This window comes from Streptococcus sp. V919 (assembly GCF_054353475.1).
This window is the reverse complement of sequence record NZ_JBTHHY010000003.1, coordinates 1-25386: the sequence shown is the minus strand read 5'-3', so window position 1 is coordinate 25386 and position 25386 is coordinate 1. Positions and strand designations below refer to the sequence as shown.

Below are 25386 nucleotides of genomic sequence, written 5' to 3'. Positions count from 1 at the left end.
TATCACCTTACTTCCATTTATTTTTACATTTAGATACCAATTGATACTACCGCCTAAAAAGACGATAGTATCGTTTACATATATAATATCATGCTCAGAAGAAAATAGCCAGCATTAGCCTAGATAGGCATTGTCTTCACATCTTCTGCAACAATAACGTCACCGGCTGTTTTTTCAAGAACTTCTTCTACAGTTACACCTGGTGCTACTTCTTTCAACAAGAATTTACCATCTTTGAATCCAAAAACAGCTAGTTCTGTAATGACAAGATCTAATACTCCTTTAGCTGATAGAGGCAATGTGCACTCTTTCAAAAGTTTAGATTCGCCACCTGTAGTATGTTGGATTGCTCCAATTACGCGTTTAGCACCTACCAAAAGGTCCATTGCTCCACCCATACCTGGTGCAAATTTTCCTGGGATAAGCCAGTTTGCAATACTTCCGTCTTGGCTTACTTCAAGAGCTCCAAGAACAGTCGCATCAACGTGACCACCACGAATAATCGCAAATGATGTTTGCAAATCAAACAAAGCAGCTCCTGGAAGGAGAGTGATTGGGGCACCACCTGAGTTTGCTAGGTTAGGATTGTAAGTATCTTTAGTTGGTGTTTCACCAAAGCGAAGGGCACCATTTTCAGCTTGAAGAATTACGTTAACACCTTCTGGGATGAAGTCTGCAGAAGCATTTGGAATACCAAATCCAAGGTTTACAACATCACCATCTTTAAATTCAAGAGCAACACGTCTTGCAATAATTTCTTTTGGTTTCATATTATTTTACCCCCGCTAATTTATTAGTCTCTGTCCAGAGTTCACCCATCATCTTGTGGTGTTCTTCTGGAGTTAAGCCTTGGACTACATAGTCAACAAGGATACCCGGAATATAAACGTCATCCGGTTTAATTTCACCAACTTCAACAATTTCATTTGTTTCAACGATAACTGTATCTGCTGCAAGAGCTAGTTGCAATGAAATGTTCTTAGTTGTACCATCAATGTACAAGTTCCCGTACTTATCTGCTTTTGTAGCTTTAATCAATGCTACATCAAGTTTTAGAGGATCATAAAGGAGGTACTCGCGACCATTGCGAACAATTTTTTCATGGTTATTTTCTAAAATAGTACCAACTCCTGTCGGTGTCAAAACTCCTCCAAGACCTGCTCCAGCAGCGTGAAGACGTTCAACAACAGTACCCATTGGAGTGAATTCTACTTCCATTTCTCCACTAAAGTATGCTTTTTGAGCAGCAGGAGATGTACCAATGTGGGCAGCAACATATTTTTTAACTTGGTGGTTTTCACAAAGGCGTCCAACACCCACTTCTTTACCTGGATGTGAAGTAACAACTGAAACCAAAGTCAAATCTTGTTGATTTTGTCTAACCAACTCTTCGATCAACTCCAAAGGTTCACCAACAGCAAGGAATCCTGAAATCCCTACGACATCACCAGGTTTTACTTTAGAAATAGCTTCTTGTAATGATAAAACAGCTTTCATACTAACACCTCAATTTTTATTTACGGTTGAACACGGCTTTACGTTTTTCGACAAAAGCACGCATTCCTTCAACTTTGTCTTCAGTAGAAAAGAGAAGAGCTTCAGCTTCTGTCTCTAAACGAATTGCATTCTTAAGAGGAAGTTCTGAACCAACTTGAATGACATGCTTAGCTTTTTCAACAGCCAACGGAGCATTTTTCATGATACTTTTAGCTAGTTCTTCAGCAGATGACAATAATTCCTCAGCTGGAACAAGTTTGTTCAATATACCTAGGTCATAGGCTTCATTTCCTTTGACGATTCTAGCAGTGTAGATCAATTCTTTTGTCTTGCTAGTACCGATCAAACGAGACATTCTTTGTGTTCCTGCGAAACCAGGAATGATACCCAAGCCAACTTCAGGGAATCCTACCATCGTCTTTTCAAAGCCAATTCTAATATCCGTTGAGAGTGCAAGCTCCAAACCGCCTCCCAAAGCATATCCATTAAGAACTGCAATAGTCGGTTGAGTAAGATCAGACAGACGGGTAAATGTATCATTGGCATATGTCATGTATTCGAAGGCTTGGATTGGAGACATTTGGTCCATTTCCTTAATATCAGCCCCTGCAACAAATGCTTTATCACCTTGGCCAGTCAAAATAACAACACGGATGTCTTCATGTTTTTCTACTTCATCCAAAACAAGATTTAAATCCGTCAAAACCTCTGAACTCAACGCGTTCAAAGCTGCTGGGCGGTTAATGGTGATATAACCGATACCATCTTTAACCTCTAATAAAACTGTATTACTCATTATTCTCCTCCTACTTTAAGTTTTTTTGAGTATAGAGTACTGCGTCAACAAATACCGATACTAATGTAAGTGCTTACATTATAATAATACCTTATTTATTAACAACGGTCCACTTAGTATTTATGCTTGGAACTATAAGTTCGTCTTATAGGAAAGCACTTTTATTTTGATACTTTAGACTTCTAATTATTTAGAATAAAAAATATCTTACCCGAAATTCTCCGAGGAGATTTCAGGTAAGATATAATACATTTTAGTCAATCGAATAAAGTAGGAATTAACGTTCTACGATAACTGCAGTACCCATTCCTCCACCGATACAAAGTGTAGCAAGACCACGTTTTGCATCACGTTTTTCCATTTCGTGAAGAAGAGTAACTAAGATACGGCATCCTGAAGCACCGATTGGGTGTCCAAGAGCGATAGCTCCACCGTTAACGTTTACTTTTTCTGGATCAAGACCTAGTTCTTTACCAACTGCACATGCTTGAGCCGCAAATGCTTCGTTTGATTCCACCAAGTCAAGATCTGCAACTGTAAATCCACCTTTTTCAAGTGCTTTACGAGATGCATAGATTGGACCGCAACCCATAATTTTTGGATCAAGACCAGCGCTTGCGTAAGATTTGATAGTTGCCAATACTGGAACTCCCAATTCTTTAGCTTTGTCAGCACTCATAACTATAACTGCTGCAGCACCATCATTGATACCTGAGGCATTACCAGCAGTCACAGTACCATCTTTCTTGAATACTGGACGAAGTTTAGAAAGTCCTTCAAATGAAGCGTCTTTTCTTGGGAACTCATCTGTATCAAATACAATAGGCTCCCCACGACGTTGTGGAATTTCAACTGGAACGATTTCTTCTTTAAAGCGACCAGCTTCAATAGCTGCAACTGCACGTTGTTGTGATTGAACAGCAAAGTTATCTTGGTCTTCACGAGTGATTCCATATTGTTCAGCAACGTTTTCTGCTGTAATACCCATGTGGAAACCTCCGAAAGCATCTGTCAAACCGTCACGAAGCATAGAATCTACTACTTTAGAGTCTCCCATACGAGATCCCCAACGTTGGTTTTGAACAACGTAAGGAGCTTGACTCATGTTTTCTGCACCACCAGCTACAACAATATCTGCGTCTCCGCACAATACTGCTTGAGCTGCCAATTGAACTGCTTTCAAACCAGATCCACAAACTTTGTTAATAGTGAATGCTGGAGAAGTAACTGGGATACCCGCGTTAACACTCATTTGACGTGCAACGTTTTGTCCAAGGCCTGCACCAAGGACGTTACCCATGATAACTTCATCAACTTGTTCTGGTTTCAAGTTTGCTCTTTCGATAGCGCTCTTGATAACTAAACTTCCCAAATCAACAGCAGAAACATCTTTCAAGCTTCCACCGAAGGCACCTAGAGGTGTACGAACCGCTGCAACAATAACTGCTTCTTTCATTATTTGCTCCTTATAATCTTAGTATTTAAAGAATCCTTCTTTAGTCTTACGACCTAGTTTACCAGCTTCAACCATTTTCTTCAATAGTGGTGCTGGACGGTATTTAGGATCACCGAAGCCGTTATTCAATACTCCCATGATTGCCAAACATACATCCAATCCGATCAAGTCAGCAAGTGCCAATGGGCCAATTGGATGGTTTGCACCCAATTTCATAGCTTCATCAATTTCTTCTGCAGAAGCAACACCTTCACCAAGGATAAAGATAGCTTCGTTAATCATTGGGATCAACACACGGTTAACAACGAATCCATAAGAGTCTTTAACGTCAACTGCAGTTTTTCCAATTTTTTCAGTCAATTCGCGAACTGCTTTTACAACTTCATCTGAAGTTTGAAGAGCACGAATCACTTCAACTAACTTCATGACTGGTGCTGGGTTGAAGAAGTGCATACCAATTACACGTTCTTGATGAACTGTAGCCGCAGCAATATCCGTAATAGAAAGAGATGATGTGTTAGAAGCCAAAATTGTTTCAGGAGCAGTAATTTCATCCAATTGTTTAAAGATGCTGAGTTTGATATCTCTGTTTTCTGTAGCAGCTTCAATAACCAATTGAACGTTTTTAGCATCTTCGTAAGAAGTTGAAGGAATCAAGTTACCCAAGATTTTTCCTTTTTCTTCTTCTGACATACGTCCTTTTTCTACTGAACGAGCCAATTGTTTAGTGATATTATCAATCCCTCTTTGTACAAATTCTTCTTTAATGTCATTAAGGTATACTGTAAAACCAGATTGAGCGAATACTTGCGCGATTCCGCTACCCATTTGACCAGAACCAATGATCATTACTTTAGAAATACTCATTTTTTTCTCCTATTCATTTTAATATATAAAGTTTATAAAGAAAGAATCGGAACGGTCTTTCAGCAAATGCTAAGCAACCGTTCCAAATTCATTATTATACGAATTATACGAATGCACCGACACCAGTGAGTTCACGACCAACGATCAATGCGTTCACTTCGTGAGAACCTTCGTAAGTGTAGATTGCTTCAGCATCTGCAAAGAAGCGAGCTACGTCAGTTTCAAGAGTGATTCCGTTACCACCACATGTTTCACGTGCAAGGGCAACTGTTTCACGCATTACCAATGAGTTATGCAATTTAGCAAGTGCAGAGTTAAGCATCAATTCGTTACCAGCTTCTTGCATTTCTGCGATACGAGCTGAGTAAGAAAGTGCTGCTACTGCGTTAGCTTGCATTCTAGCCAATTTTTCTTGAACGATCTGGAATGAAGCAATTGGACGTTTGAATTGTTGACGGTCTTTAGCGTATTTAAGAGCTGCAACAAATGATCCACAAGTTATTGCAGTTGCAATGTGAGCAACGTCAGCACGAGTAAATGTCAAGATACGAGCTACATCGCCAAATCCGTTGATGTTTACCAAACGGTCTGAATCTGGAACTTCAACATTCTTCATAGTAATGTGACCATTACGTACGCAACGAAGAGAAACTTTGTGAGGGATTGGCTCAGCGTGGTATCCTGGAGCACCTTTACGAACGATGAAACATTTCACGCGTCCATCTTCAACGTCGCGAGCGAATACTGGAACAACGTCAGCTGTGTCTGATCCACCGATCCAACGTTTTTCACCGTTCAAGATCCATTTGTCTCCAACGCGCTCAGCTGTTGTAGCAAGACCACCAGCGATGTCAGAACCTGACAATGGCTCAGTCAAAGCGAAACATCCTTGCCAGTCAAATGCAGCCAATTTAGGAAGGAATTCTTTTTGTTGACGCTCATCACCACCAAGCAAGATTGTGTTGTAGCAAAGTCCACCATGTACTGTGAAGAATGTTGCAATAGAAGCATCGAAACGACCTAATTCAAGGTACAAGAATGCGATGTAAAGTTCTGATGGTTTGTAGTTTCCTTCTCGTCCTTCGAACAATTTAGGGTTGTTCATGATTTGTGCGCCTTTTGCTACAGCGTAAAATTGTTCGAATGGGAAATCAGGTGCTTCCCAATATTCATTAATTACAGGACGAAGGTGTTTTTCAATCAAACGACGAGTTTCTTGTAAAACTTCTGCTTCTCCCAATGTTAAACCATCTGCATAGTGGAATAGATCCTCTGGATATAATTCGCGCAAGATTTCTTCTTTAGTTGCCATCTGTGGACTCCTTTGTAATAAATTAATTTTAGAGCGCTTACATTTTTACGCTCAATATTTGTTGACATGACTATTTTAACTTAAAGCGCTTTCTTTTGTCTACTTAATTAAAGTAAATAGCCCTATAAGTTGAGTTAATACTCCAACTTATATCTTTGTAAAATCAAATAAGTGAGCTGTTTTCAACAGCCCACTTATATATTAAACGACAATATCTTATGATTCTTTTGCTTCAAGAAGGCCAATGTCTCCATCTTCACGACGGTAAATTACATTAGTTGTTTCGTCCTCAACATCGATGTAAATGAAGAAATCATGACCCAATAAATCCATTTGAAGAAGTGCTTCTTCAAGGTCCATTGGTTTTAAATCAATATGTTTTGAACGAACAACTTTAGCTTGAGCAACATCTGAATCTTCAACTAAAGCATCTGTAAATAATTGGCTAGTAGAAACTTTGTTTCTGTTCTTACGTTCAATTTTTGTTTTATTTTTACGAATTTGACGTTCAATCTTATCTGTTACCAAATCAATGGATCCATACATATCTTGAGAAACATCTTCTGCACGAAGAGTAATAGATCCAAGTGGAATTGTTACTTCTACCTTAGCAGTCTTTTCACGATACACTTTCAAATTTACACGTGCATCTAGTTCTTGATCTGCTTGGAAGTATTTTTCGATCTTTTCGAGTTTAGAAACTACATAATCACGAATTGCTTCTGTTACTTCTAGGTTTTCACCACGGATACTATATTTAATCATATAAGTACCTTCTTTCTAAACATATTTGTTTTTCTATATTTATTATAACGCTTTCAAAAAATTATTGCAATCTTTTTCCTCATCTTACGAGGGAAAATGTTCTAACCTCTTCTGCTCCTGCATTCTCTAGCATACTCTTGACACGATTAACAGTCGCACCTGTCGTATAAATATCATCAATTAATAAAATTTTCTTTGGGATCGTAACGCCGTTTTTAATAAAAAATGGGAGTTCTGTGGCTAAACGTTCTGAACGATTTTTTGAAGAGCTTGCTTTCACTTCACTTTTTCCTAATAAATCCAGATAGGATAAACCTGTAGTTTCTATTAAGCCCTCAACCTGATTAAATCCCCTTTTAGAGAATCTCTCTGGACTCAAGGGAATGAGAAGAATTTGAAACTCTTTATACTTTCGCAGTTTATCTTTTAAAATTGAAGCAAAAATCTTTCTAAGAATATAATCTCCATCAAACTTGTAGCGGCTAAAGTAATCCTTCATTGCTTGATTATAAGTAAAAATCGCTTCATGACTGACATCAATCCCTTCTTTACACCAAAGTTGACAATCTTGACACGAGGTTGACACTCCTGCTTTATAGCAGGTTGGACAATGTTCTTCTCCTATTTTTTCGAAACTTGAGGAGCACGTAAAACAGAGCGAACCTGCCTCCTTTTTTAAAAAAAGAAGATTTCTAAAGGTTAAATTACTTCCCAAGTGTTGTCCACATAGTAAGCAAGTCATAAACCCGCCTCCTTATTCATCAACTTAATTTCTTTTATGGCATTTTTAATCGAACTATTTAATCCATCATGAAAGAAAATTAAATCTCCAGTTGGTCTATCCATGCTGCGTCCAACTCGTCCTCCAATTTGAATTAAACTCGATTTTGTAAAGAGGCGATGATTTGCTTCGACAACCATTACGTCTACACATGGAAAGGTAACTCCACGTTCCAATATTGTTGTACTTATCAAGATGGTTAATTCTCTATCTCTAAATGCTTGAACTTGTTCTAATCGATCTTCTGTAACAGACGATACGAAGCCTATTTTCTCATTTGGAAACTGCAGCTGCAAGATTTCCTTTAACTTCTCTCCTTTTTTAATCTCTGAAGCGAAAATGAGTAATGGATAGCCTGATTTTCGTTGTTTTTCTATATAGCTTTTTAATTTGGGTGGTAGACGATGTTTGTCTAAGTAATTGTCCAATTTAGATAGCCAGACTGGTTTGGGAATTATTAAGGGGTTACCATGAAACCGCCTTGGTAAACTTAACCTTTTCAACTCTCCTAAGCGAACCTTTTTATCCAATTCATCTGTAGAGGTGGCTGTAAGGAAAATGCTGAGTCCGTTTTCCTTTACACAATTCTTTACAGCTTTGTAAAGCATCTTGTTGTCAACATAGGGAAAAGCATCAACTTCATCAACTATTAGTAAATCAAAAGCTTGATAGAATTTTAATAACTGGTGAGTCGTTCCAACAACTAGAGGTGTCCGAAAATATGGTTCAGATTCCCCATGTAACAACGCGATTTTACAGGCAAAATCATTTTGTAGTCGTTTATATAACTCCAAACAAACATCTATCCGGGGGCTCGCTAAACAAACTGCCCCACCATCATTAATGACTTTTGCCACAACTTCATAAATCATCTCTGTTTTCCCAGCGCCAGTCACGGCATGAACTAAAGTTGGCTGCTGACTTTCTACAGCTTTAAGTAATCCTTTTGATACTTTCTCTTGAAATGGAGTCAATTGTCCCTGCCATTTAAGAACCTTTTGTTTTGGAAATTCTTCCTGAGGGAAATAATATAAACCTTGATCACTCCTAACTCGCTTCATCAACAGACATTCTCGACAGTAGTATGCATCAATGGGCAATAACCATTCTTCTTGAATCACACTATCACATCGTTGACAAACTAGTTTTCCCTTCTCTTTTCGCATACTTGGGAGTTTCACTGCTAACTCACGCTCTGCTACACTTAATTCCTCTTCAGTAAAAAGACGTCCTAGATAATTTGGATCTATTTTCATACTTCTTTATTCGTAAAATCTAGAACTTTATCCTATTTTTTAGTACAATAAAAATATGGAATGTAGAACAATTAAAGAGGACGGACAAGTCCAAGAAGAAATCAAAAAATCACGCTTTATTTGCCATGCAAAGCGCGTCTATAGTGAAGAAGAAGCTCGAGCTTTCATCACTGCTATTAAGAAAGAACACTATAAAGCGACCCACAACTGCTCTGCTTTTATTATCGGTGAGCGGAGTGAAATTAAACGAACTAGTGACGATGGAGAGCCTAGTGGTACTGCCGGCGTACCTATGCTAGGTGTTCTGGAAAATCACAATTTAACCAATGTCTGTGTAGTTGTTACCAGATATTTTGGTGGTATCAAGCTTGGAGCTGGTGGTCTTATCAGGGCTTATGCAGGTAGTGTTGCTCTTGCTGTCAAAGAGATTGGAATTGTAGAAATTAAAGAACAAGCAGGGATTCAGATTCAAATGAGTTATGCTCAATATCAAGAATATGGCAATTTTCTTAAAGAACATAATCTCATGGAACTTGAAACAAATTTCACTGATCAGGTCGAAACAATCATTTTTGTTGATAAGGAAGATAAAGAAACTATCAAAGCTTCTCTCATAGAATTTTTCAATGGGAAAGTCACCTTAACAGATCAAGGTTTACGAGAAGTCGAGGTTCCTATAAACTTAGGATAAAATAACGGAAATACTGCCTTATTTATCTAACCTTACTCTTTTATATCCGATATAAAAAAATCCTATCGCTTCGATAGGATTTCTATATTTTACAAAAGGTAAAGTTAGCGTTATACTAGTAGCATCTTATATATAGAGGTGCTAATATGGCGATTTATAACAATATCACTGAACTTGTCGGTAGAACACCGATTGTTAAATTGAACAACATCGTACCTGAGGGTGCAGCAGATGTTTACGTAAAACTAGAAGCCTTTAACCCAGGGTCATCCGTTAAAGACCGCATTGCTCTAAGCATGATTGAAAAAGCTGAACAAGAAGGCAAACTTAAACCTGGTTCTACTATTGTAGAGGCAACAAGCGGAAACACTGGTATCGGTCTTTCATGGGTTGGTGCTGCTAGAGGCTACAAAGTTGTCATCGTTATGCCTGAGACAATGAGTGTGGAACGTCGTAAAATCATCCAAGCATATGGTGCCGAACTCGTTCTAACTCCAGGAAGTGAAGGTATGAAAGGCGCTATTGCTAAAGCTGAAGAAATCGCTGCTGAACGTGATGGTTTCCTACCTTTGCAATTTATCAACCAAGCTAACCCAGAAGTTCACGAAAGAACAACAGGAGCTGAAATTCTAGCTGATTTCGGAGCTGACGGTTTAGATGCCTTTGTTGCCGGTGTTGGTACTGGAGGAACTATTTCAGGTGTTTCTCATGCTCTTAAAGCTGCGAATTCAAACATTCAAGTTTTTGCAGTTGAGGCAGACGAATCAGCTATCTTATCAGGTGAAAAACCTGGGCCTCATAAAATTCAAGGTATCTCTGCTGGATTCATCCCAGAAACACTTGACACAAAAGCTTACGATGGTATCGTTCGCGTAACATCAGACAATGCTCTTGCACTTGGTCGTGAAATCGGTGGAAAAGAAGGGTTCTTAGTAGGTATTTCTTCTGCTGCAGCTATCTATGCAGCAATTGAAGTCGCTAAAAAACTTGGAGCAGGTAAAAAAGTCCTTGCACTTGCACCAGATAACGGAGAACGTTACCTATCCACAGCACTTTATGAATTTGAAGTGTAGTCTCCTAAATACACCAATTAGAAAAAGCAACATGCCTAGCATGTTGCTTTTTCTTATGTTCTATTTTTAATAATTGCTAATACATCTGCGACGCTATTGAGGTTGTCGATTTCTTCATCACCGATTTCGATTCCAAATTCGTCTTCGATTGTTAAGATGAATTCCATCAAATCCACAGAGTCAGCATCCAAATCATCCTTCAAACTCAAGTTTTCGGTTACGACAAAGTCTTCCCCTTGACGTTCTTGGATAATCGTAACAACACGGTCAAAAATTTCTTTATCTGTCATATTATTCTCCTGAAAATTCACGCGCAGTCTGTGCAACTACATCTGTCTCAAGCATGGTACGAATCTGACGAAGTGTACTGTATACAGCCTTAGCGTCACTTGATCCATGAGTCTTAACAACAGGCGCCTTAACGCCAAACAAGACGGCACCACCAACATCTGAATAGTTGAGCTGTTTTTTCAAACCTCTGAGATTATCCTTGAGAAGGAATGCGCCGAGCTTGGCTCTAAGTCCACCACCTACAATGGCATTCTTAAGTAATCCCATGATCCCCATAGCAGTACCTTCAATAGCTTTGAGAACAGCGTTTCCCGTGAAACCATCGGTTACGACTACATCTGCAACACCATCCATCAAGTCACGTGCTTCCACATTCCCGACAAAATTCAAACTCTCGTCAGCTGCTAATAAGTCATAGGCTTCCTTGCGTAGTGGATCTCCCTTACTGCTTTCTGTACCGTTGTTCAGAAGGCCAATACGGGGATTTGCAATACCACGAACATTCTTGGCATAGAAGGAACCTAGGATAGCGTATTGATGCAGATGATGAGCTGTATTTTCGGCATTAGCTCCGAGATCCAGCATATCAAACCCCTTACCATCAATCGTTGGCAATGTTGACATAAGCCCAGGTCGGTCGATATTTTTGATACGACCAACGATGAAAAATCCTGCTGCTAACAAAGCTCCTGTATTTCCTGCCGAGAGAACAGCATCTGCTTCTCCGTCCTTAACTGCCTTAGCCGCCAAGACCATACTAGCATTTTTCTTTTTGCGGATAGCTTTTGTAGGCTCATCGTCAGAGTCAATTTTCTCATCTGTATGGATAATGCTGACGCGGTCTGTAGCTGTTAGATATTGCTTGATTTTACTTTCGTCTCCGTAAAGTTGAATCTCAATATCTGAAAAGTCAGCAAGGGCTTGATTGACACCCTCTACAATAGCTTGTGGTGCATAATCGCCACCCATTGCGTCTACTGCGATTTTTTTCATTTGTCTTCCTCTTTTAGTAATTGTCCCCAGTCGGCTAGGGAATCAATAAATTTCTTTGATTTTAGGTGAATACCGACATACTCTTCGTAAATCTGGTCCATAAACTTACGCAATTCTTGCTTGATTTCGGCCTTAAGCGAGATAGTCTCCAAGGTCTCAAAATCAATGGCTTGAAATTGATTGAGCAGATAAGGAATATTGGGATTTAAGTGACATCGTTTCTCATCTTCATGGTAATGCTCGGGGCAAAGACAACCTCCGTATTTGAAGGAAAAGTCAAAGGCCTGCCCAACACGATGGCAGAAAGTACACTCATTAAAGTTCAGACTAATCCCAAAACGTGTCAAAATTTGAATTTCAAAAATATTGGTCAAAACCTGATAGTCTAAGCCCTCTTCCATCAACTCCAAAGTCTTTTGCAAAAAAGCAAACAAGGGTGCGTCCTGCTGATTATCCTGCAAACTCGCATCTGCCAAGGCTGCAACATAGGTTGCATATGCCATAACAAAGAGGTCGCTATTGATTTTCGGAAAAGTCTTTACCTCATGGTAATCTTCGATATAGCTGAGTCCATCATCGTTAATTTTTAGGAGAAAACGAGCCAGGACCAAGGGTTGAATGACTGGAGTAAGTTTAGATTTACTGGCATGTTTCACAAAAAACATCCGTTTTCCTGCTTGTTCTGTAAAGATCTTGACAAGCTTATCATCCTCACGAAAGTTACGATTGTAGAGCACCAGGCCTTGACTCGTAATAGACTGAATCATGATTCTTTCATGTACTCCTCAAGTCGTTTCATAGCCTCTCTGATGGTTTCCATGCTAGCTGCATAAGATAGGCGAACATACCCTTCTCCGTACTGACCAAAGGCAGCACCTGGGATAAAGGCAACAGCCTTCTTATGAGCAAAATCTTTTAGAAAAGCAAAAGAATCTTGATTGTAACCTGCAGGAATCTTAGCAAAAATGTAAAAAGCACCATCTGGTTTGATAATCTCAAAGCCAAGGTCCGTCATCTTCTCGATAATGTAGTCTCGACGCTTGATATACTCCTTCTTCATCGGTTCTGCATCATCTTTACCAGCTGTCAAAGCTTCCACTGCAGCATGTTGCGCCATGGTATTTGCAGCAGTAACCAAGTATTGGTGACTCTTGATGAGTTGAGCTGTGAAGTTTGCTGGTGCAAAGATAAAACCTAAACGCCATCCTGTCATAGCATGAGATTTAGATAGACCGTTAATGATAATGGCTTGATCTCTCAGCATCGTTCCCAAAGATACATGATTTTCTCCTGTATAGGTCAATTCTGAGTAGACCTCATCACAGACGACGAAAATATCATACTTGCGTAAAACGTCTGCCAAAGCTTCTAATTGCTCGCGACTATAAGTAATGCCAGTTGGGTTAGCTGGATAGTTGAGAATGACAGCCTTAAGCTTGTCACCTTGCTCTAGTATGGCCTTCTCCAGCATTTCAGGAGTCAAGACAAAGCCATTTTCAGTCGTATCAATCTCGACAATCTCTGCTCCCACTAGATTGACAATCGGCTCATAGCCAGGATAGGCAGGAGCTGGCAAGAGAACCTTGTCTCCCTCTTCTAGGATAGCTGTTAGGGTAGCTGACAAAGCCTCTGTCGCACCAATTGTGACCAAGATTTCATTTTCAGGATTATAGTCTAGCTGGTATTTTTCTTTTACAAAATCACTAGCCGCCTGACGCAAGGTCAGTAAACCGCTCATCCCTGTATAGTAGGATTGGTTCTGGTTAATGGCTCGCTTTGCAGCCTCCTTGACATGATCTGGTGTTGTAAAATCCGGTTCTCCCAATGTCAGACGTAACACTCCAGGAATCTCTGAAATAGCCTGGTCAAACTGACGAATCAAGGAAACTTGAATCTTATCTAATTGTTTATTAAATCGTTTGGTTAGGTCCATAGATATCCTCCTTGATTAAAGAACATATATCTATTATACTACAAAAGCTCCTTGACCGCAAAAATCCATTTAGTCACAGCCTATTTCCCACTTTCTATTTTACTTTTTTGATAGACAAGCTTATAATAAGAAGTGCTTATTTTCGGAGGTTTTTATGTCATTTCTATCAAAAAATGGGACCGGACTTCTAGTCTGTCTTATCATTTCTATCATCTCTTGGATTTTAGGAAGTTTCTTGCCTGTTATTGGGGCACCTGTTTTTGCCATCTTTATTGGCATGATTCTCCATCCCTTTCTCACTTCCTATAAACAACTGGATGCTGGTTTGACTTATAGCTCTAAAAAATTACTCCAGTACGCTGTCATCTTGCTTGGATTTGGACTCAATATCTCTCAAGTTTTCGCAGTTGGAAAATCTTCCCTCCCTGTTATCCTTTCAACCATTTCTATCGCCTTAATTGTAGCTTTCTTTTTCCAACGCTTGTTTGACCTCGATACAAAGCTGGCTACCTTAATTGGAGTAGGTTCTTCTATCTGTGGAGGCTCTGCCATTGCGGCAACCGCTCCTGTCATCCATGCTAAGGAAAAAGAAGTCGCTCAAGCCATATCTGTTATCTTTTTCTTCAATGTCTTGGCAGCTCTTATCTTTCCAACTCTAGGTTCTTGGCTCCATCTTTCCAACGAAGGTTTTGCTCTCTTTGCAGGGACAGCAGTCAACGATACTTCCTCTGTGACAGCTACAGCTAGCGCCTGGGATAGTCTTTATCACACCAACACTCTTGAGTCAGCAACTATTGTCAAACTGACACGCACCCTGGCTATTATCCCTATTACTCTCTTCCTCACCTACTGGCAGAGCCGTCAACAAGGTAACAAACAAGGAGTGAAGCTTAAAAAAATCTTCCCCGTTTTCATTCTCTACTTTATCCTAGCTTCTCTGCTAACTACCATTCTCACTTCATTCGGTATCAGCAACAGCTTTTTTGCACCTCTCAAACAACTCTCTAAATTCCTCATTATCATGGCCATGAGCGCTATCGGTCTCAAAACCAATCTCATCACCATGATCAAGTCCAGCGGTAAATCTATTCTACTCGGAGCCCTCTGCTGGATTGCCATTATCCTGACTAGTCTTGGCATGCAAATACTCATCGGTATTATCTAAGACAAAAGGTAGCCTAAAGGCTACCTTTTTATTGTTCAAGAATCAATCGTGTATGTTCTTTCTTAATACAACGATTCATCACAATATCTTCACATCCGCCAGCTCGGAGAATTTCTTCTGCCTCTTGATTTTCAAGACCAAGTTGAGCCCAGAAAATCTGTGCATCTGCTTGTAGAAAGTCACGTGCAACATCTGGTAAAAACTCACTGCGACGGAAAACATCCACAATATCTACATGAAAAGGAATCTCAGCAAGACTAGCATAAGCCTTTTCTCCAAGAATTTCCTGGCCTGCTAATTTCGGATTGACTGGAATGATTCTATATCCTCGAGACTGCATCTCCTTAGATACACGATTACTAGTTGTTTCCTCGCGATCCGACAGACCTACTACAGCTACCGTTTTGCTAGTTGTTAAATACTGACGTACTACGCCATCACTTGGATTGATAAATTCTTGAGTCATAAAAATCCTCCTTTTTCATCAGTATAGCATATTTTGAAAGAGTTTGCAGAAATTTACTATAAAAACAAAAATCAAAAAATCCTCCCAAAATTAAACTATTCATTTAATTTTAAGAGGATTCATAAAGATTTTATTTAAAGATTATTCTCTTGTTGGATTATACTGAAGGCTTTCTCCGTGTTGTTTGACAAAGTCACTCATCTCTGAGTCAGGAATTTGTCGAAGGTAGAGATTGGCACGAATCGTATCATCTTCTTCACGACAAGTAGAAAGCACAAGATATTTATCCTTAGCTGATACCTTGACATTTGGTTTCTTAACCTCTGCAGTATCATAAATAGTAGTTAGCTGTTTCTCAAAATCCGCATCATCATCAAAAGAAGTACGGTAAAAAGCTGTTTCTTCTGGGACAATAATCATGGCAACAGCTTCATAATAATACTTTCTTTCTGGAGTTTCAATGACAACATAAGGATGCTCATCAAAATAATCTTGTCGACTGAAATAGTTCACATCTTTAAACATACGGTGGTCAGGAACTTTACTACCACGGGCATGACCAAATAACCAAGTCAATCGGTCACTAAAGTCCTTCTTGTTATCAGCATCCATAAAGACTGTCCCCATTAAAGGCTCGTTAACGCCATCAAAGCGCTTATCTAAATAAGTTGCATTATCCGTTGTTTGAACGACTGGTTCATCCAACTGTGTACCCGGAATATATACATAACCCACAGTTTCAGAGTTTGTTGCAAGTAAACCTTTAAATTTATTAGAGAGATATTCTTTTTCTTCCTTACTAGCAGTATAAGTTTGCTTTGGCGCTTCCTGGGTAACGGTAGTCTCAGTCGGCTTATTCTCACTTGATGCCGAGAAGCTGTTATTATATATAAATAAGGCTCCCAAAGCAACGATAACTACTGCAGCGATAGAAGCAATTATTTTAGTAATTGGTGTTTTCTTTGTTCTAGAGTGTCCACTCATTTTTCTACCTCGTTATTTACTAAAAAAATCACTGAAACAAAGTTTCAGTGATAGTATACTTCACCAAATAAATAAATTATTTAGCAGCGTGTGTTTTTGGAAGGGCTTTTTGACCTGCTTTAGCGTCTACACCAGCTTTTTTAGCTGCTTCATCAGCTTTTTTAGCTTGGTCTACAGCACCTGGTTTACCATCTTCTGGTTTAGTTGCTGCTTGATCAGCTGCTTGATCAGCTGCTGCTTGAGTAGCTGCTGGCTTGTTATCCTTGTTGTCGCTACCTGGAGTGTAGTTAGGGTTCAAGTAGCTATCAGTTTTTTCAATCACAAGGTAAGCATTAGTGAACATGTCGCCACCTACAACGATTGCACCTTCTTGATTAGCGTTTTGGAAGTATCCAGCAGGTGCTGCTGCTACACGGTAACGAACAGTTGTTCCTACAGGTGCTGCGATAGAAGCATCACCATTTGCATCTGTAACTGCTTGAGAAGCAACTCCATTTACAAGGAAGTCTACTGTGACACCAGCTACTGGTGCACCCAAACGGTCTGATACGTTAACACGAGCATGTGTTCCGTTTGGTACTACACGTTTTGGAGTTCCATCAGGATTAAGATTGTGTCCTGGTTCATATGGGTTTTGCACTGGTTTAGCTGGGTTGTATTGTTTATCTTTTGGTACTACACCGTTTTCTACACCGTTGTCAGCTGAAACAGCTTGGAAAGCACTAAATACTGTAAGTGCTGCTACTGATGATAATAAAACTTTCTTCATGTTTTATCTCCTCTTTAATTTTAAAATTTAATTATAAGGATAATCCTTACTAACTCAAATTATATCACATATATTAGAGTTGTCAAGCTTTTTTTAAAATAAATTTATATTTTCTGGTAAAAAACAAGTCAAATTCATTCTAATTTAAAAAATCAAATAATATTCTTGAAACAATTGATACAAAAATATTTAAATTCCGAACAATACAGACATCTGTAATCGATAGGGTTCTGAATTTATAAGCGTTTTTTTATTTCCTCAATTGTAAATTTAAATAGTCTTCTCAATACTAAACAATGGAGATAGTGGACGTTTTTCGTGGATACGGATGATTGCATCGCCTAAAAGATGAGCGATAGAGATTTGCTCAATCTTATCAATCAAGCGCTCTTCTGGTAGATAGATAGTGTCCAAAACAACCAGTTTTTTGATGGCTGATTTCTGGATGTTGTCCATAGCTGGTCCTGAAAGAACTGGGTGCGTGCAGCTTGCATAAACTTCCACAGCTCCTGCTTCAGCAAGGGCATCTGCTGCGTGACAAATAGTCCCAGCTGTATCAATCATATCGTCAATCAAGATACAAGTTTTACCTTCAACCTTACCAATGATGTTCATCACTTCACTAGTGTTCATCTTGTCTACACTGCGACGTTTATCAATAATCGCAATCGGAGTTTTCAAGAATTCTGCTAATTTACGAGCACGAGTGACACCACCATGGTCTGGACTGACAACAACATAGTCAGAACCAACCATACCACGGCGCTCAAAGTAATCCGCAATCAAAGGAGCACCCATCAAGTGATCAACAGGAATATCAAAGAATCCTTGAATCTGCGCAGCGTGCAAATCAATCGTCAACAAACGATCCACTCCAGCTACTTCAAGCATATTTGCCACGAGTTTTGCAGTGATTGGTTCACGCGCTCTAGCCTTTCTATCCTGACGTGCATAACCATAGTAAGGCATCACAACGTTGACAGATTCTGCACTGGCACGTTTCAAAGCATCAACCATAATCAAAATCTCTAGTAGATTGTCATTTACAGGTGAGCTAGTAGATTGTAAGATAAAGACATGTTTCCCACGGATAGATTCTTCGATGTTAACTTGAATTTCTCCATCTGAAAATTGACGAACAGTCGATTTTCCCAATTCTATCCCAATCTCTTGTGCCACACGTTCTGCCAATTCTTTATTTGAAGAAAGGGCAAACAGCTTTAAATCAGAAAAAGACATGATTTCCTCCAGTATTTATGTATCACTTGTGTTTTTTACAATATTTTCCATCTACCATTGTAGCGCTTTTTTCTTGATTTTTCAATAAAAAATAAGACAAGAGTAGACATTTATCCTCTTGTCTTATACTATTTTATATTAGTGATAGTAAGGCAAAAATTTATCTATCTTATCATCCTACTTCATGCTACTCTAGAAGCTTTTCAATAGAAAGTTAGTATATCTCTCTCATACTACCTGTATCTACATCATAAACAGCTCCTGAAATTATGACATCATCTGGAATTAATGGACATTCTCGCAACAATTTCATATCCTCTCGGACACTCTCATCGATGTCTTGAAACGGTAAAAAATCCTGCCCAGATACATCAACTCCCAATTCACATTTCAAGTGTTCTTGGAAGTCCTCGTTATTAAAGGTTTGGGCACCACAGTCTGTATGGTGAAGAACCACGATTTCTCTTGTCCCCATCTGCTGCTGGGAAATGACCAATGAGCGAATCATATCCTCCGTCACTCGACCACCCGCATTCCGTAAAATATGGGCATCTCCCAGAGCTAACCCTAGAGCAGGTGCAACGTGTAAACGCGAATCCATACAAGTCACTATGGCAACCTTGGTCTTGGGTTTAATGGATAAATGAAGATCTCCATGTAGTTCTACATAGGCTTGATTGGCCTTTAAAAAATTTTCAAAATAGGACATGATTACTCACTTTCTTACTTGCAGATAATTTGAATACCAAATTATTTATTTCTTATCTTACCATCTTTTCTTTGTCTTGTCAGTCTTCAACTTTCATATAAAAAACTAGCACAGAAATATCCAGCAGCTAGCCTGGGTTTCTGTCCTAGTTTTTTTATTGTTATGAACCTTTTTGGATATACTTGTTAAGAGAACCTGCAAAGCTTTGAAGATTGAGACTTTGTACATAGACCTCACCAGTCCCTCGGAAGGTGTTCACCACTCCTTCACCTGTACCGATAGATTGCCAAAAACCATTTTCTAGGTGAATATCATAGTCCAAAGACTGGCTCCAAGCCACCACATGAGCATTATCAATCGTTACTTCTTGGTTTTGCAGTTCAATTTTTTTAATCGAACCAAAAGCATTGGCCAAAAGAGTTCCTTGACCTTGAGTAGTCATCACAAAGAGACCGCCTTGCCCTCCAAACAGAGCTTTACCAATAGACTGGCGCTCCATTGTATAGAAAGCCGTCCCATCAAGAGCCAGAAAAGCCCCATCATTCAAACGATACTGCTTTTCACCTAGCTCAAGAGCAATAACTTGACCAGGAGTATCTGGTGCTAAAGCAAGGTTCCCGTTGTCAGACTCTGCAACAGCTTGAGTAATAAAGGTACTTTCACCAGAAACCATTGAACGCCCTACAGCTTTGACAAAACGGCCTAAGCCAGAACCGCTAGCATTGAGCTGGGTATTGAGGCTTACATTAGGCGTATGGTAGACCATGCTTCCACGCTGGATAAAGACTGTTTCTCCTTGGTTGAGCGACAACTCTACCAAAGGAAATTGCATTTGACTATCCATAGAAAATTTCATCAGAAATTCCTCCTTGTTTTAATAATTGTTAGCAATAAAATAATTAGTAATCTAAACCTGAGTAAAACGATTAGGAGAATACTTTTTTCAAGACTTCCTGAATAGTCGTCACCCCAATCACCTGAATTTCCTTAGGTGGCTTGATTCCAGTTAAAGAATTCTTTGGTACATAGATTTTTGTAAATCCAAGTTTCGCTGCTTCATTGATCCGTTGTTCGATACGATTTACACGCCGAATCTCTCCAGTCAAGCCCAACTCTCCCACAAAACATTCCTGAGGGTTGGTTGGTTTATCCTTGTAACTCGAAGCAATAGCAACTGCAACTGCCAAGTCAATGGCAGGCTCATCTAACTTGACACCACCAGCTGATTTAAGATAGGCATCCTGATTTTGCAAGAGAAGCCCTGCACGTTTTTCCAAAACAGCCATAATCAGACTAGCGCGATTGAAATCAAGACCAGTCGTAGTACGTTTAGCATTTCCAAACATAGTCGGTGTCACCAAAGCTTGAACCTCCGCCAAAATCGGACGTGTACCTTCCATAGTTACTACGATTGACGAACCAGTTGCTCCATCCAAACGTTCTTCTAGAAATACCTCACTAGGATTCAGGACTTCAACCAAACCACCTGATTGCATCTCAAAGATTCCAATCTCATTTGTCGAACCAAAACGGTTTTTGACTGCTCTCAAGATACGGAAGGTATGGTGGCGTTCCCCTTCAAAGTAAAGCACGGTATCCACCATATGCTCCAACATACGAGGACCAGCCAAGGTTCCTTCCTTGGTCACATGCCCTACGATAAAGATAGCAATGTTATTGGTCTTAGCCAGCTGCATAAGCTCAGCGGTCACCTCACGCACCTGAGAAACCGATCCCTGTACCCCTGAAATTTCAGGAGACATGATGGTCTGTATAGAGTCGATGATGAGGAAATCTGGTTGGATACGCTCCACTTCTGCCCGCACACTCTGCATATTAGTCTCAGCATAGAGATAAAACTCACTGTCGATATCACCCAAGCGCTCTGCACGGAGTTTGATCTGTTGAGCAGACTCCTCCCCACTAACGTAAAGAACTGTTCCAACTTGAGACAGCTGGGTTGATACTTGAAGGAGAAGGGTCGATTTCCCAATTCCTGGATCTCCACCGATAAGGACAAGACTTCCCGGCACCACACCACCACCGAGCACTCGGTTAAACTCCTCCATCTCCGTCTTGGTTCGATTGACATTGATGGAAGTCACCTCAGCTAATTTCATGGGTTTGGTTTTTTCACCCGTCAAGGACACACGCGCATTCTTGACCTCTGCAACCTCAACCTCCTCAACAAAAGAAGACCAAGACCCACAGTTTGGACAGCGCCCTAAATACTTGGGGGAATTATATTCACAATTTTGACACACAAATGTCGCTTTTTTCTTTGCGATGATTCTAATCCTTTCATTTTTAAATCTCTTATTGTTTTTACGTGACTAACTATCTCTTTTCAGAACAGTCAATCCTCCATCATCCGCATGGACATAATACTCCCCATCAGGACTAAATCCAAAAATATAGGGTAAATAACCTTTATAAATTTGAGTTCTAGTTTCTTCATTTTCTTCCCAATAAATGGTTGAAATGGGATATTCTTCTGATTGGTCTGTATCCATTGTCACTCGGACGTCTTTACCATTATCCAAAGGGAGACTTCCACCATATTGACCAGCGATAGGAATAGGTGAATCATAACCCTCACACATGGCCACTAATTCCATTTCATCGTAATCGCCATCTATTGGAATGACTTGCCCATTTTCACTATCAATGATGGACATGTAATCTGAAGAAATGCAAAGAATTTGATGATAGGCCTCAGGAATAAATGCTAGGTAAAGAAAACCTCCAATACTGATCTCATAAATTTTCTTATATCCTTGACAATTCTCCGCGGTAAAAGCTTGAAAATCCTTATAGTTCATTTCATTGTTCTTCTTTCCATCAATTGATTTCTCACTCTATTGGGTGGAAAACAGATTCACGTCTTAGTGCCCAGTTGATCCAAACCCACCAGTACGAACTCCGTCTGCCTCATCTCCATCTGCGATTAAAAATGGAGCAAAGACAGCCTGAACTACACGTTCTCCAACTTCAAGAACAACTTCCTGATCGGTAATATTTTTCATCTGAGCAAAGATATGGCCCTCATTCCCAGGATTACCATAATAGTCTCCATCAATAACGCCAACAGAGTTGATCAAGACCAAACCTTTCTTACGAGGATTTGATGAACGGTCATAAAGATAGAGCACTTCAGTCGGCTGCATATAAGCCTTAACACCCGTTGGGACGAGAACAATCTCTCCTGGAGCGATAACCGTACGCACCGCAACCTTTAAGTCGTAGCCAGCTGCATGCGCTGTCTCACGTTTGGGTAACAAAGTTTCATCTGTAAAACTAGAAACTAATTCAAAACCACGAATTTTCATAATATCCTCTTTTTAATCTTTTATTCTAGGCTATTTTATCTTATTTATTCGAAAAAAGCACGAAAAAAGAGCACACAATTCACATCGCTTAGGGCTGCTGGATTCCTCCCCTGACCCGCTTCACGCAGAACTGTTGCTCCGTTAGTCATTATACCACATTCTCCTCTATTTTTAAAGAGAAATTATTTTTTACGTCGATTTCGGAAAAAGTCTTGCATAATCTCTGCACACTCACTCTCTAAAACACCTGTTTCAACGTTCACACGGTGATTGAGTCTCTCATCTGTCAAAATATCGTACAAGCTTCCAGCAGCGCCAAATTTCTGGTTTTTAGCCCCGTAGACTACGTTTGGAATCCGTGCGAGACCAATGGCCCCACTACACATAACACAAGGCTCAATGGTCACAAAAAGAGTACAATCAAGCAAGCGCCAGCTCTCTTCGCTCAAATTAGCATTCTCTATGGCCATAATTTCCGCATGCATGACTGCCCGTTGCAACTCCTCGCGCGCATTGTGTCCTCTCCCAATGACTTTTCCGTCCTTGACAATTACACAACCAATCGGGATTTCATCATGTTCTAAAGCAATTTCTGCCTCTTTTAAGGCCTCTCTCATAAAAGCTTCTTTTTCTTCAAGCGTGTAATTCATCTCTTCTCTCTTCCTGGCTATCAATTCTATCATTATACCATGTTTCTCAACACAAAAAAAGCCACCGAATTCGGTGACTTTATAGGGAGATTATTATGAAAAAGAAAAGTTTAGGAAATTTGTTACAACAAGTTAGGAGGTCTTCTTGTAACTGTCTATAGTATATCCGACATGTCTTAAACAAATCTTAAAAAATCTCCTATGACCAAACACTTTCTAAAATATTTGTCTGTTCACGACCAGGACCTACTGAGAATGTTGAAATACGAACACCCACCAATTCACTAACACGGCGAATATAGTTGCGTGCATTCTCAGGAAGATCTTCCAAAGTACGTACTCCAGTAATATCTTCATGCCAACCTGGTAGCTCCTCGTAGATTGGTTTACAACGTTTCAATTGTTCAAGACTAGCAGGGTAATAATCAATACGTTGACCGTCAAGATCATAGGCCACACAGATTTTAACTGTATCCAAACCACTCAAAACATCGATAGAGTTCAAAGAGAGATTTGTGATACCAGAAACACGACGGCTATGACGCATAACAACTGAGTCAAACCAACCTACACGACGTGGACGACCAGTAGTTGTTCCATACTCATGCCCAACTTCACGGATACGATTTCCAACTTCATCAAATAGCTCAGTTGGGAAAGGACCATCACCAACACGACTTGTGTAAGCTTTACATACACCTACAACCTTGTCAATCTTGCTTGGACCTACTCCAGAACCAATTGTCACACCACCAGCAACAGGATTTGAGGAAGTAACAAATGGATAAGTTCCTTGGTCAATATCAAGCATAACGCCTTGAGCCCCTTCAAAGAGAACACGTTTACCATTATCAAGCGCATCGTTCAAAATAACAGAAGTATCTGTCACATATTGTTTGATTTGTTGCCCGTATTCATAATATTCTTCAAAAATATCATCAAATGAAATAGGTTCACTATCATATAATTTTACAAATTGACGATTTTTCTCAGCAAGATTACGGTCTAAACGCTCACGGAAAATTTCTTTATCCAAAAGATCCGCAATACGAATACCTACACGAGCTGCCTTATCCATATAGGCTGGACCAATTCCTTTAATTGTAGTCCCAATCTTGTTATCACCCTTAGATTCTTCTTGAAGACGGTCTAATTCAATGTGATAAGGCAAGATAACATGCGCACGATCAGAAATACGTAAATTATCTGTTGTAACACCTTCCTCATGAAGATAAGACAATTCTTTCACAAGAGATTTAGGGTTTACAACCATTCCATTACCAATTACAGAGATCTTCTCTGGGAAGAAAATGCCTGAAGGAATTAAATGCAGTTTAAATTTTTTTCCATCAATGACAATAGTGTGACCTGCATTATCACCACCTTGGTAACGAGCAATCACCTCTGCATTAGCTGAAAGAAAATCAGTAATTTTTCCTTTACCTTCATCACCCCATTGGGTACCTACAACAACAACTGAAGTCATAATAAAATTTCGTCTGAGCCTAAAGGCTCGTCCTTTCTCATATACATGGCGGGACTCTCACCCACAATTATTTCTTACAATTTATTATAAGAAAAAAACACTATTTTATCAAGGATAAACACTAGAAAAGATTAGGGTTTTCGCTAGATTTTAAAATAAAAAAAGGAAAAATTTAAGATTATTCTATATATTCTTTATTAACAACAAAATAACATTCGTAATAAATGAAAATGACTATATCTACTAACTATAATTGAATGTTTGTCCAAGTAAATGATTAAGATAGATACGATAAGCAGCCCTAAAATGACAGAGAAGAAAATCCTTCTCATCTTTTATCCTAAAACGAACTAAGTAATAAAGTAAAAATTTTAAATGAAGCGACTCCCAATCATCACTAGATTGAACTAAAAATGAATATTCTTTTTCAACTTGTTTTAGAAAAAGAAAACAATAATCATAATACTTTTGGAGCATATAAAAAACCTTTCTTATTGATAAAATAAGTTTATCAGAAAGGTTAACTAAAAAGAAAAATATCTCTGTAAAGTTAAAATATTAAGCTAAACGAACTTCAAATAAACGGAAGAAGTAAGAATAGATGAAAAAGTTCATAAAAAATTTTATAAGAATATTGAAGAAACAAAAAAACGTTCCTCAGAACGTTTAAGAACTCCGCCAGTAGGACTCGAACCTACGACATCATGATTAACAGTCATGCGCTACTACCAACTGAGCTATGGCGGATAACAGCTAAGCGACTTCCATATCTCACAGGGGGCAACCCCCAACTACTTCCGGCGTTCTAGGGCTTAACTTCTGTGTTCGGCATGGGTACAGGTGTATCTCCTAGGCTATCGTCACTTAACTCTGAGTAA

Annotated in this window: 28 protein-coding genes, 1 tRNA gene, 1 rRNA gene and 1 other RNA gene; 3 read left to right on the top strand and 28 right to left on the bottom strand. The window is 39.3% G+C overall.

The window, feature by feature from the left end; genetic code table 11:
• Positions 1-119 precede the first annotated feature (119 nt).
• The 9 genes from ACXYSK_RS08015 to ACXYSK_RS07975 form a co-directional block, all read right to left on the bottom strand.
• Positions 120-770 (bottom strand): 3-oxoacid CoA-transferase subunit B, encoded by a 651-nt coding sequence (locus ACXYSK_RS08015; protein ID WP_006150518.1) that lies wholly within the window; start codon positions 768-770, stop codon positions 120-122.
• Position 771: 1 nt separating this feature from the next.
• Positions 772-1497 carry a CoA transferase subunit A gene (locus tag ACXYSK_RS08010; protein ID WP_441348672.1) on the bottom strand — a complete coding sequence of 242 codons (726 nt, stop codon included), beginning with the start codon at positions 1495-1497 and terminating at the stop codon, positions 772-774.
• A 16-nt stretch (positions 1498-1513) separates the two neighbouring features.
• Positions 1514-2293: an enoyl-CoA hydratase/isomerase family protein gene (locus ACXYSK_RS08005; RefSeq protein ID WP_269797869.1), complete on the bottom strand. Its 780-nt coding sequence runs from the start codon at positions 2291-2293 to the stop codon at positions 1514-1516.
• A gap of 277 nt (positions 2294-2570) precedes the next feature.
• Complete coding sequence (locus tag ACXYSK_RS08000) at positions 2571-3749, bottom strand: acetyl-CoA C-acetyltransferase (RefSeq protein WP_441348673.1); 1179 nt, start codon at positions 3747-3749, stop codon at positions 2571-2573.
• A gap of 18 nt (positions 3750-3767) precedes the next feature.
• Positions 3768-4616 (bottom strand): 3-hydroxybutyryl-CoA dehydrogenase, encoded by an 849-nt coding sequence (locus ACXYSK_RS07995; protein WP_006150532.1) that lies wholly within the window; start codon positions 4614-4616, stop codon positions 3768-3770.
• 103 nt (positions 4617-4719) lie between these two features.
• Complete coding sequence (gene fadE, locus ACXYSK_RS07990; RefSeq protein WP_441348674.1) at positions 4720-5928, bottom strand: acyl-CoA dehydrogenase FadE; 1209 nt, start codon at positions 5926-5928, stop codon at positions 4720-4722.
• Positions 5929-6144: 216 nt separating this feature from the next.
• Positions 6145-6693 (bottom strand): ribosome hibernation-promoting factor, HPF/YfiA family, encoded by a 549-nt coding sequence (gene hpf, locus ACXYSK_RS07985; RefSeq protein ID WP_006150510.1) that lies wholly within the window; start codon positions 6691-6693, stop codon positions 6145-6147.
• Positions 6694-6772: 79 nt separating this feature from the next.
• Complete coding sequence (locus ACXYSK_RS07980) at positions 6773-7435, bottom strand: ComF family protein (protein ID WP_006150533.1); 663 nt, start codon at positions 7433-7435, stop codon at positions 6773-6775.
• A complete protein-coding gene (locus ACXYSK_RS07975) occupies positions 7432-8730 on the bottom strand; it encodes a DEAD/DEAH box helicase (protein ID WP_441348675.1) in 1299 nt (432 codons plus the stop codon). The genes ACXYSK_RS07980 and ACXYSK_RS07975 overlap by 4 nt, the downstream gene beginning before the upstream one ends.
• Positions 8731-8785: 55 nt before the next feature.
• On the opposite strand from ACXYSK_RS07975, the gene ACXYSK_RS07970 reads away from it, so the two are divergent.
• Together ACXYSK_RS07970 and cysK are read left to right on the top strand one after the other, a co-directional pair.
• On the top strand, positions 8786-9421 hold the full coding sequence (locus ACXYSK_RS07970) for a YigZ family protein (RefSeq protein WP_441348676.1): 636 nt from the start codon (positions 8786-8788) through the stop codon (positions 9419-9421).
• Positions 9422-9567: 146 nt separating this feature from the next.
• Complete coding sequence (gene cysK, locus ACXYSK_RS07965; protein WP_006150537.1) at positions 9568-10494, top strand: cysteine synthase A; 927 nt, start codon at positions 9568-9570, stop codon at positions 10492-10494.
• 53 nt (positions 10495-10547) lie between these two features.
• On the opposite strand, the gene ACXYSK_RS07960 is transcribed toward cysK, so the two are convergent.
• Genes ACXYSK_RS07960 through ACXYSK_RS07945 form a run of 4 tightly spaced genes read right to left on the bottom strand, consistent with a single transcriptional unit; the run spans position 10548 to position 13711 of the window.
• Positions 10548-10784, bottom strand: coding sequence for an acyl carrier protein (locus tag ACXYSK_RS07960; RefSeq protein ID WP_235083605.1), 237 nt, complete (start codon positions 10782-10784; stop codon positions 10548-10550).
• Position 10785: 1 nt separating this feature from the next.
• Positions 10786-11778 carry a phosphate acyltransferase PlsX gene (plsX, locus tag ACXYSK_RS07955; RefSeq protein ID WP_006150504.1) on the bottom strand — a complete coding sequence of 331 codons (993 nt, stop codon included), beginning with the start codon at positions 11776-11778 and terminating at the stop codon, positions 10786-10788.
• Complete coding sequence (recO, locus tag ACXYSK_RS07950; protein WP_458625641.1) at positions 11775-12545, bottom strand: DNA repair protein RecO; 771 nt, start codon at positions 12543-12545, stop codon at positions 11775-11777. Before recO ends, plsX begins: the two co-directional genes overlap by 4 nt.
• Positions 12542-13711, bottom strand: a complete 1170-nt coding sequence (locus ACXYSK_RS07945; RefSeq protein WP_458625640.1) for a pyridoxal phosphate-dependent aminotransferase — start codon at positions 13709-13711, stop codon at positions 12542-12544. The genes recO and ACXYSK_RS07945 overlap by 4 nt, the downstream gene beginning before the upstream one ends.
• A gap of 154 nt (positions 13712-13865) precedes the next feature.
• On the opposite strand from ACXYSK_RS07945, the gene ACXYSK_RS07940 reads away from it, so the two are divergent.
• Entirely contained in the window at positions 13866-14876 is a 1011-nt protein-coding gene (locus tag ACXYSK_RS07940; RefSeq protein ID WP_458625639.1) for a YeiH family protein, read from the top strand.
• A gap of 28 nt (positions 14877-14904) precedes the next feature.
• Here ACXYSK_RS07940 and ACXYSK_RS07935 read toward each other — a convergent pair whose 3' ends face one another.
• From ACXYSK_RS07935 to rrf, 15 genes are all read right to left on the bottom strand, one after another.
• Positions 14905-15342, bottom strand: a complete 438-nt coding sequence (locus tag ACXYSK_RS07935) for a CoA-binding protein (RefSeq protein WP_006150501.1) — start codon at positions 15340-15342, stop codon at positions 14905-14907.
• Positions 15343-15483: 141 nt separating this feature from the next.
• Positions 15484-16326, bottom strand: a complete 843-nt coding sequence (gene srtB, locus ACXYSK_RS07930) for a class B sortase, LPKTxAVK-specific (RefSeq protein ID WP_458625638.1) — start codon at positions 16324-16326, stop codon at positions 15484-15486.
• A 76-nt stretch (positions 16327-16402) separates the two neighbouring features.
• Positions 16403-17095, bottom strand: a complete 693-nt coding sequence (locus ACXYSK_RS07925; protein ID WP_458625637.1) for a carboxypeptidase-like regulatory domain-containing protein — start codon at positions 17093-17095, stop codon at positions 16403-16405.
• 270 nt (positions 17096-17365) lie between these two features.
• Positions 17366-18334 carry a ribose-phosphate diphosphokinase gene (locus tag ACXYSK_RS07920; RefSeq protein WP_006150516.1) on the bottom strand — a complete coding sequence of 323 codons (969 nt, stop codon included), beginning with the start codon at positions 18332-18334 and terminating at the stop codon, positions 17366-17368.
• 214 nt (positions 18335-18548) lie between these two features.
• Positions 18549-19043, bottom strand: a complete 495-nt coding sequence (locus ACXYSK_RS07915) for a beta-class carbonic anhydrase (protein ID WP_004250355.1) — start codon at positions 19041-19043, stop codon at positions 18549-18551.
• A gap of 160 nt (positions 19044-19203) precedes the next feature.
• Entirely contained in the window at positions 19204-19899 is a 696-nt protein-coding gene (locus ACXYSK_RS07910) for a TIGR00266 family protein (protein ID WP_458625636.1), read from the bottom strand.
• A gap of 70 nt (positions 19900-19969) precedes the next feature.
• Positions 19970-21340, bottom strand: a complete 1371-nt coding sequence (radA, locus tag ACXYSK_RS07905; RefSeq protein ID WP_458625689.1) for a DNA repair protein RadA — start codon at positions 21338-21340, stop codon at positions 19970-19972.
• 36 nt (positions 21341-21376) lie between these two features.
• On the bottom strand, positions 21377-21865 hold the full coding sequence (locus tag ACXYSK_RS07900; protein WP_458625635.1) for a hypothetical protein: 489 nt from the start codon (positions 21863-21865) through the stop codon (positions 21377-21379).
• A gap of 63 nt (positions 21866-21928) precedes the next feature.
• Positions 21929-22372: a dUTP diphosphatase gene (locus ACXYSK_RS07895; RefSeq protein WP_044020006.1), complete on the bottom strand. Its 444-nt coding sequence runs from the start codon at positions 22370-22372 to the stop codon at positions 21929-21931.
• 52 nt (positions 22373-22424) lie between these two features.
• An RNA gene (ffs, locus tag ACXYSK_RS07890) (signal recognition particle sRNA small type) lies at positions 22425-22522 on the bottom strand.
• A gap of 32 nt (positions 22523-22554) precedes the next feature.
• Positions 22555-23022, bottom strand: coding sequence for a tRNA adenosine(34) deaminase TadA (gene tadA / locus ACXYSK_RS07885; protein ID WP_458625634.1), 468 nt, complete (start codon positions 23020-23022; stop codon positions 22555-22557).
• 199 nt (positions 23023-23221) lie between these two features.
• Positions 23222-24508: an adenylosuccinate synthase gene (locus ACXYSK_RS07880; protein ID WP_458625633.1), complete on the bottom strand. Its 1287-nt coding sequence runs from the start codon at positions 24506-24508 to the stop codon at positions 23222-23224.
• A gap of 243 nt (positions 24509-24751) precedes the next feature.
• Positions 24752-24985 (bottom strand): sigma(X)-activator ComW, encoded by a 234-nt coding sequence (gene comW, locus ACXYSK_RS07875; protein WP_458625632.1) that lies wholly within the window; start codon positions 24983-24985, stop codon positions 24752-24754.
• 196 nt (positions 24986-25181) lie between these two features.
• Positions 25182-25255, bottom strand: a tRNA-Asn gene (locus ACXYSK_RS07870).
• 5 nt (positions 25256-25260) lie between these two features.
• Positions 25261-25376, bottom strand: a 5S ribosomal RNA gene (rrf, locus tag ACXYSK_RS07865).
• Positions 25377-25386: the final 10 nt, after the last annotated feature.

Excerpts from the sequence above, each read along its gene's own strand:
- ACXYSK_RS07880 (WP_458625633.1), bottom strand. The coding sequence starts at position 24,508 with ATGACTTCAGTTGTTGTTGTAGGTACCCAATGGGGTGATGAAGGTAAA.
- ACXYSK_RS08000 (WP_441348673.1), bottom strand. The coding sequence starts at position 3,749 with ATGAAAGAAGCAGTTATTGTTGCAGCGGTTCGTACACCTCTAGGTGCC.
- ACXYSK_RS07925 (WP_458625637.1), bottom strand. The coding sequence starts at position 17,095 with ATGAAGAAAGTTTTATTATCATCAGTAGCAGCACTTACAGTATTTAGT.
- ACXYSK_RS07945 (WP_458625640.1), bottom strand. The coding sequence starts at position 13,711 with ATGGACCTAACCAAACGATTTAATAAACAATTAGATAAGATTCAAGTT.
- ACXYSK_RS07960 (WP_235083605.1), bottom strand. The coding sequence starts at position 10,784 with ATGACAGATAAAGAAATTTTTGACCGTGTTGTTACGATTATCCAAGAA.
- ACXYSK_RS07900 (WP_458625635.1), bottom strand. The coding sequence starts at position 21,865 with ATGAACTATAAGGATTTTCAAGCTTTTACCGCGGAGAATTGTCAAGGA.
- ACXYSK_RS07920 (WP_006150516.1), bottom strand. The coding sequence starts at position 18,334 with ATGTCTTTTTCTGATTTAAAGCTGTTTGCCCTTTCTTCAAATAAAGAA.
- ACXYSK_RS07910 (WP_458625636.1), bottom strand. The coding sequence starts at position 19,899 with ATGAAATTTTCTATGGATAGTCAAATGCAATTTCCTTTGGTAGAGTTG.
- ACXYSK_RS07935 (WP_006150501.1), bottom strand. The coding sequence starts at position 15,342 with ATGACTCAAGAATTTATCAATCCAAGTGATGGCGTAGTACGTCAGTAT.
- ACXYSK_RS08010 (WP_441348672.1), bottom strand. The coding sequence starts at position 1,497 with ATGAAAGCTGTTTTATCATTACAAGAAGCTATTTCTAAAGTAAAACCT.
- recO (WP_458625641.1), bottom strand. The coding sequence starts at position 12,545 with ATGATTCAGTCTATTACGAGTCAAGGCCTGGTGCTCTACAATCGTAAC.
- hpf (WP_006150510.1), bottom strand. The coding sequence starts at position 6,693 with ATGATTAAATATAGTATCCGTGGTGAAAACCTAGAAGTAACAGAAGCA.
- ACXYSK_RS08005 (WP_269797869.1), bottom strand. The coding sequence starts at position 2,293 with ATGAGTAATACAGTTTTATTAGAGGTTAAAGATGGTATCGGTTATATC.
- ACXYSK_RS07975 (WP_441348675.1), bottom strand. The coding sequence starts at position 8,730 with ATGAAAATAGATCCAAATTATCTAGGACGTCTTTTTACTGAAGAGGAA.
- comW (WP_458625632.1), bottom strand. The coding sequence starts at position 24,985 with ATGCTCCAAAAGTATTATGATTATTGTTTTCTTTTTCTAAAACAAGTT.
- cysK (WP_006150537.1), top strand. The coding sequence starts at position 9,568 with ATGGCGATTTATAACAATATCACTGAACTTGTCGGTAGAACACCGATT.
- ACXYSK_RS08015 (WP_006150518.1), bottom strand. The coding sequence starts at position 770 with ATGAAACCAAAAGAAATTATTGCAAGACGTGTTGCTCTTGAATTTAAA.
- ACXYSK_RS07915 (WP_004250355.1), bottom strand. The coding sequence starts at position 19,043 with ATGTCCTATTTTGAAAATTTTTTAAAGGCCAATCAAGCCTATGTAGAA.
- ACXYSK_RS07970 (WP_441348676.1), top strand. The coding sequence starts at position 8,786 with ATGGAATGTAGAACAATTAAAGAGGACGGACAAGTCCAAGAAGAAATC.
- srtB (WP_458625638.1), bottom strand. The coding sequence starts at position 16,326 with ATGAGTGGACACTCTAGAACAAAGAAAACACCAATTACTAAAATAATT.
- tadA (WP_458625634.1), bottom strand. The coding sequence starts at position 23,022 with ATGAATTACACGCTTGAAGAAAAAGAAGCTTTTATGAGAGAGGCCTTA.
- plsX (WP_006150504.1), bottom strand. The coding sequence starts at position 11,778 with ATGAAAAAAATCGCAGTAGACGCAATGGGTGGCGATTATGCACCACAA.
- fadE (WP_441348674.1), bottom strand. The coding sequence starts at position 5,928 with ATGGCAACTAAAGAAGAAATCTTGCGCGAATTATATCCAGAGGATCTA.
- ACXYSK_RS07940 (WP_458625639.1), top strand. The coding sequence starts at position 13,866 with ATGTCATTTCTATCAAAAAATGGGACCGGACTTCTAGTCTGTCTTATC.
- ACXYSK_RS07995 (WP_006150532.1), bottom strand. The coding sequence starts at position 4,616 with ATGAGTATTTCTAAAGTAATGATCATTGGTTCTGGTCAAATGGGTAGC.
- ACXYSK_RS07895 (WP_044020006.1), bottom strand. The coding sequence starts at position 22,372 with ATGAAAATTCGTGGTTTTGAATTAGTTTCTAGTTTTACAGATGAAACT.
- ACXYSK_RS07980 (WP_006150533.1), bottom strand. The coding sequence starts at position 7,435 with ATGACTTGCTTACTATGTGGACAACACTTGGGAAGTAATTTAACCTTT.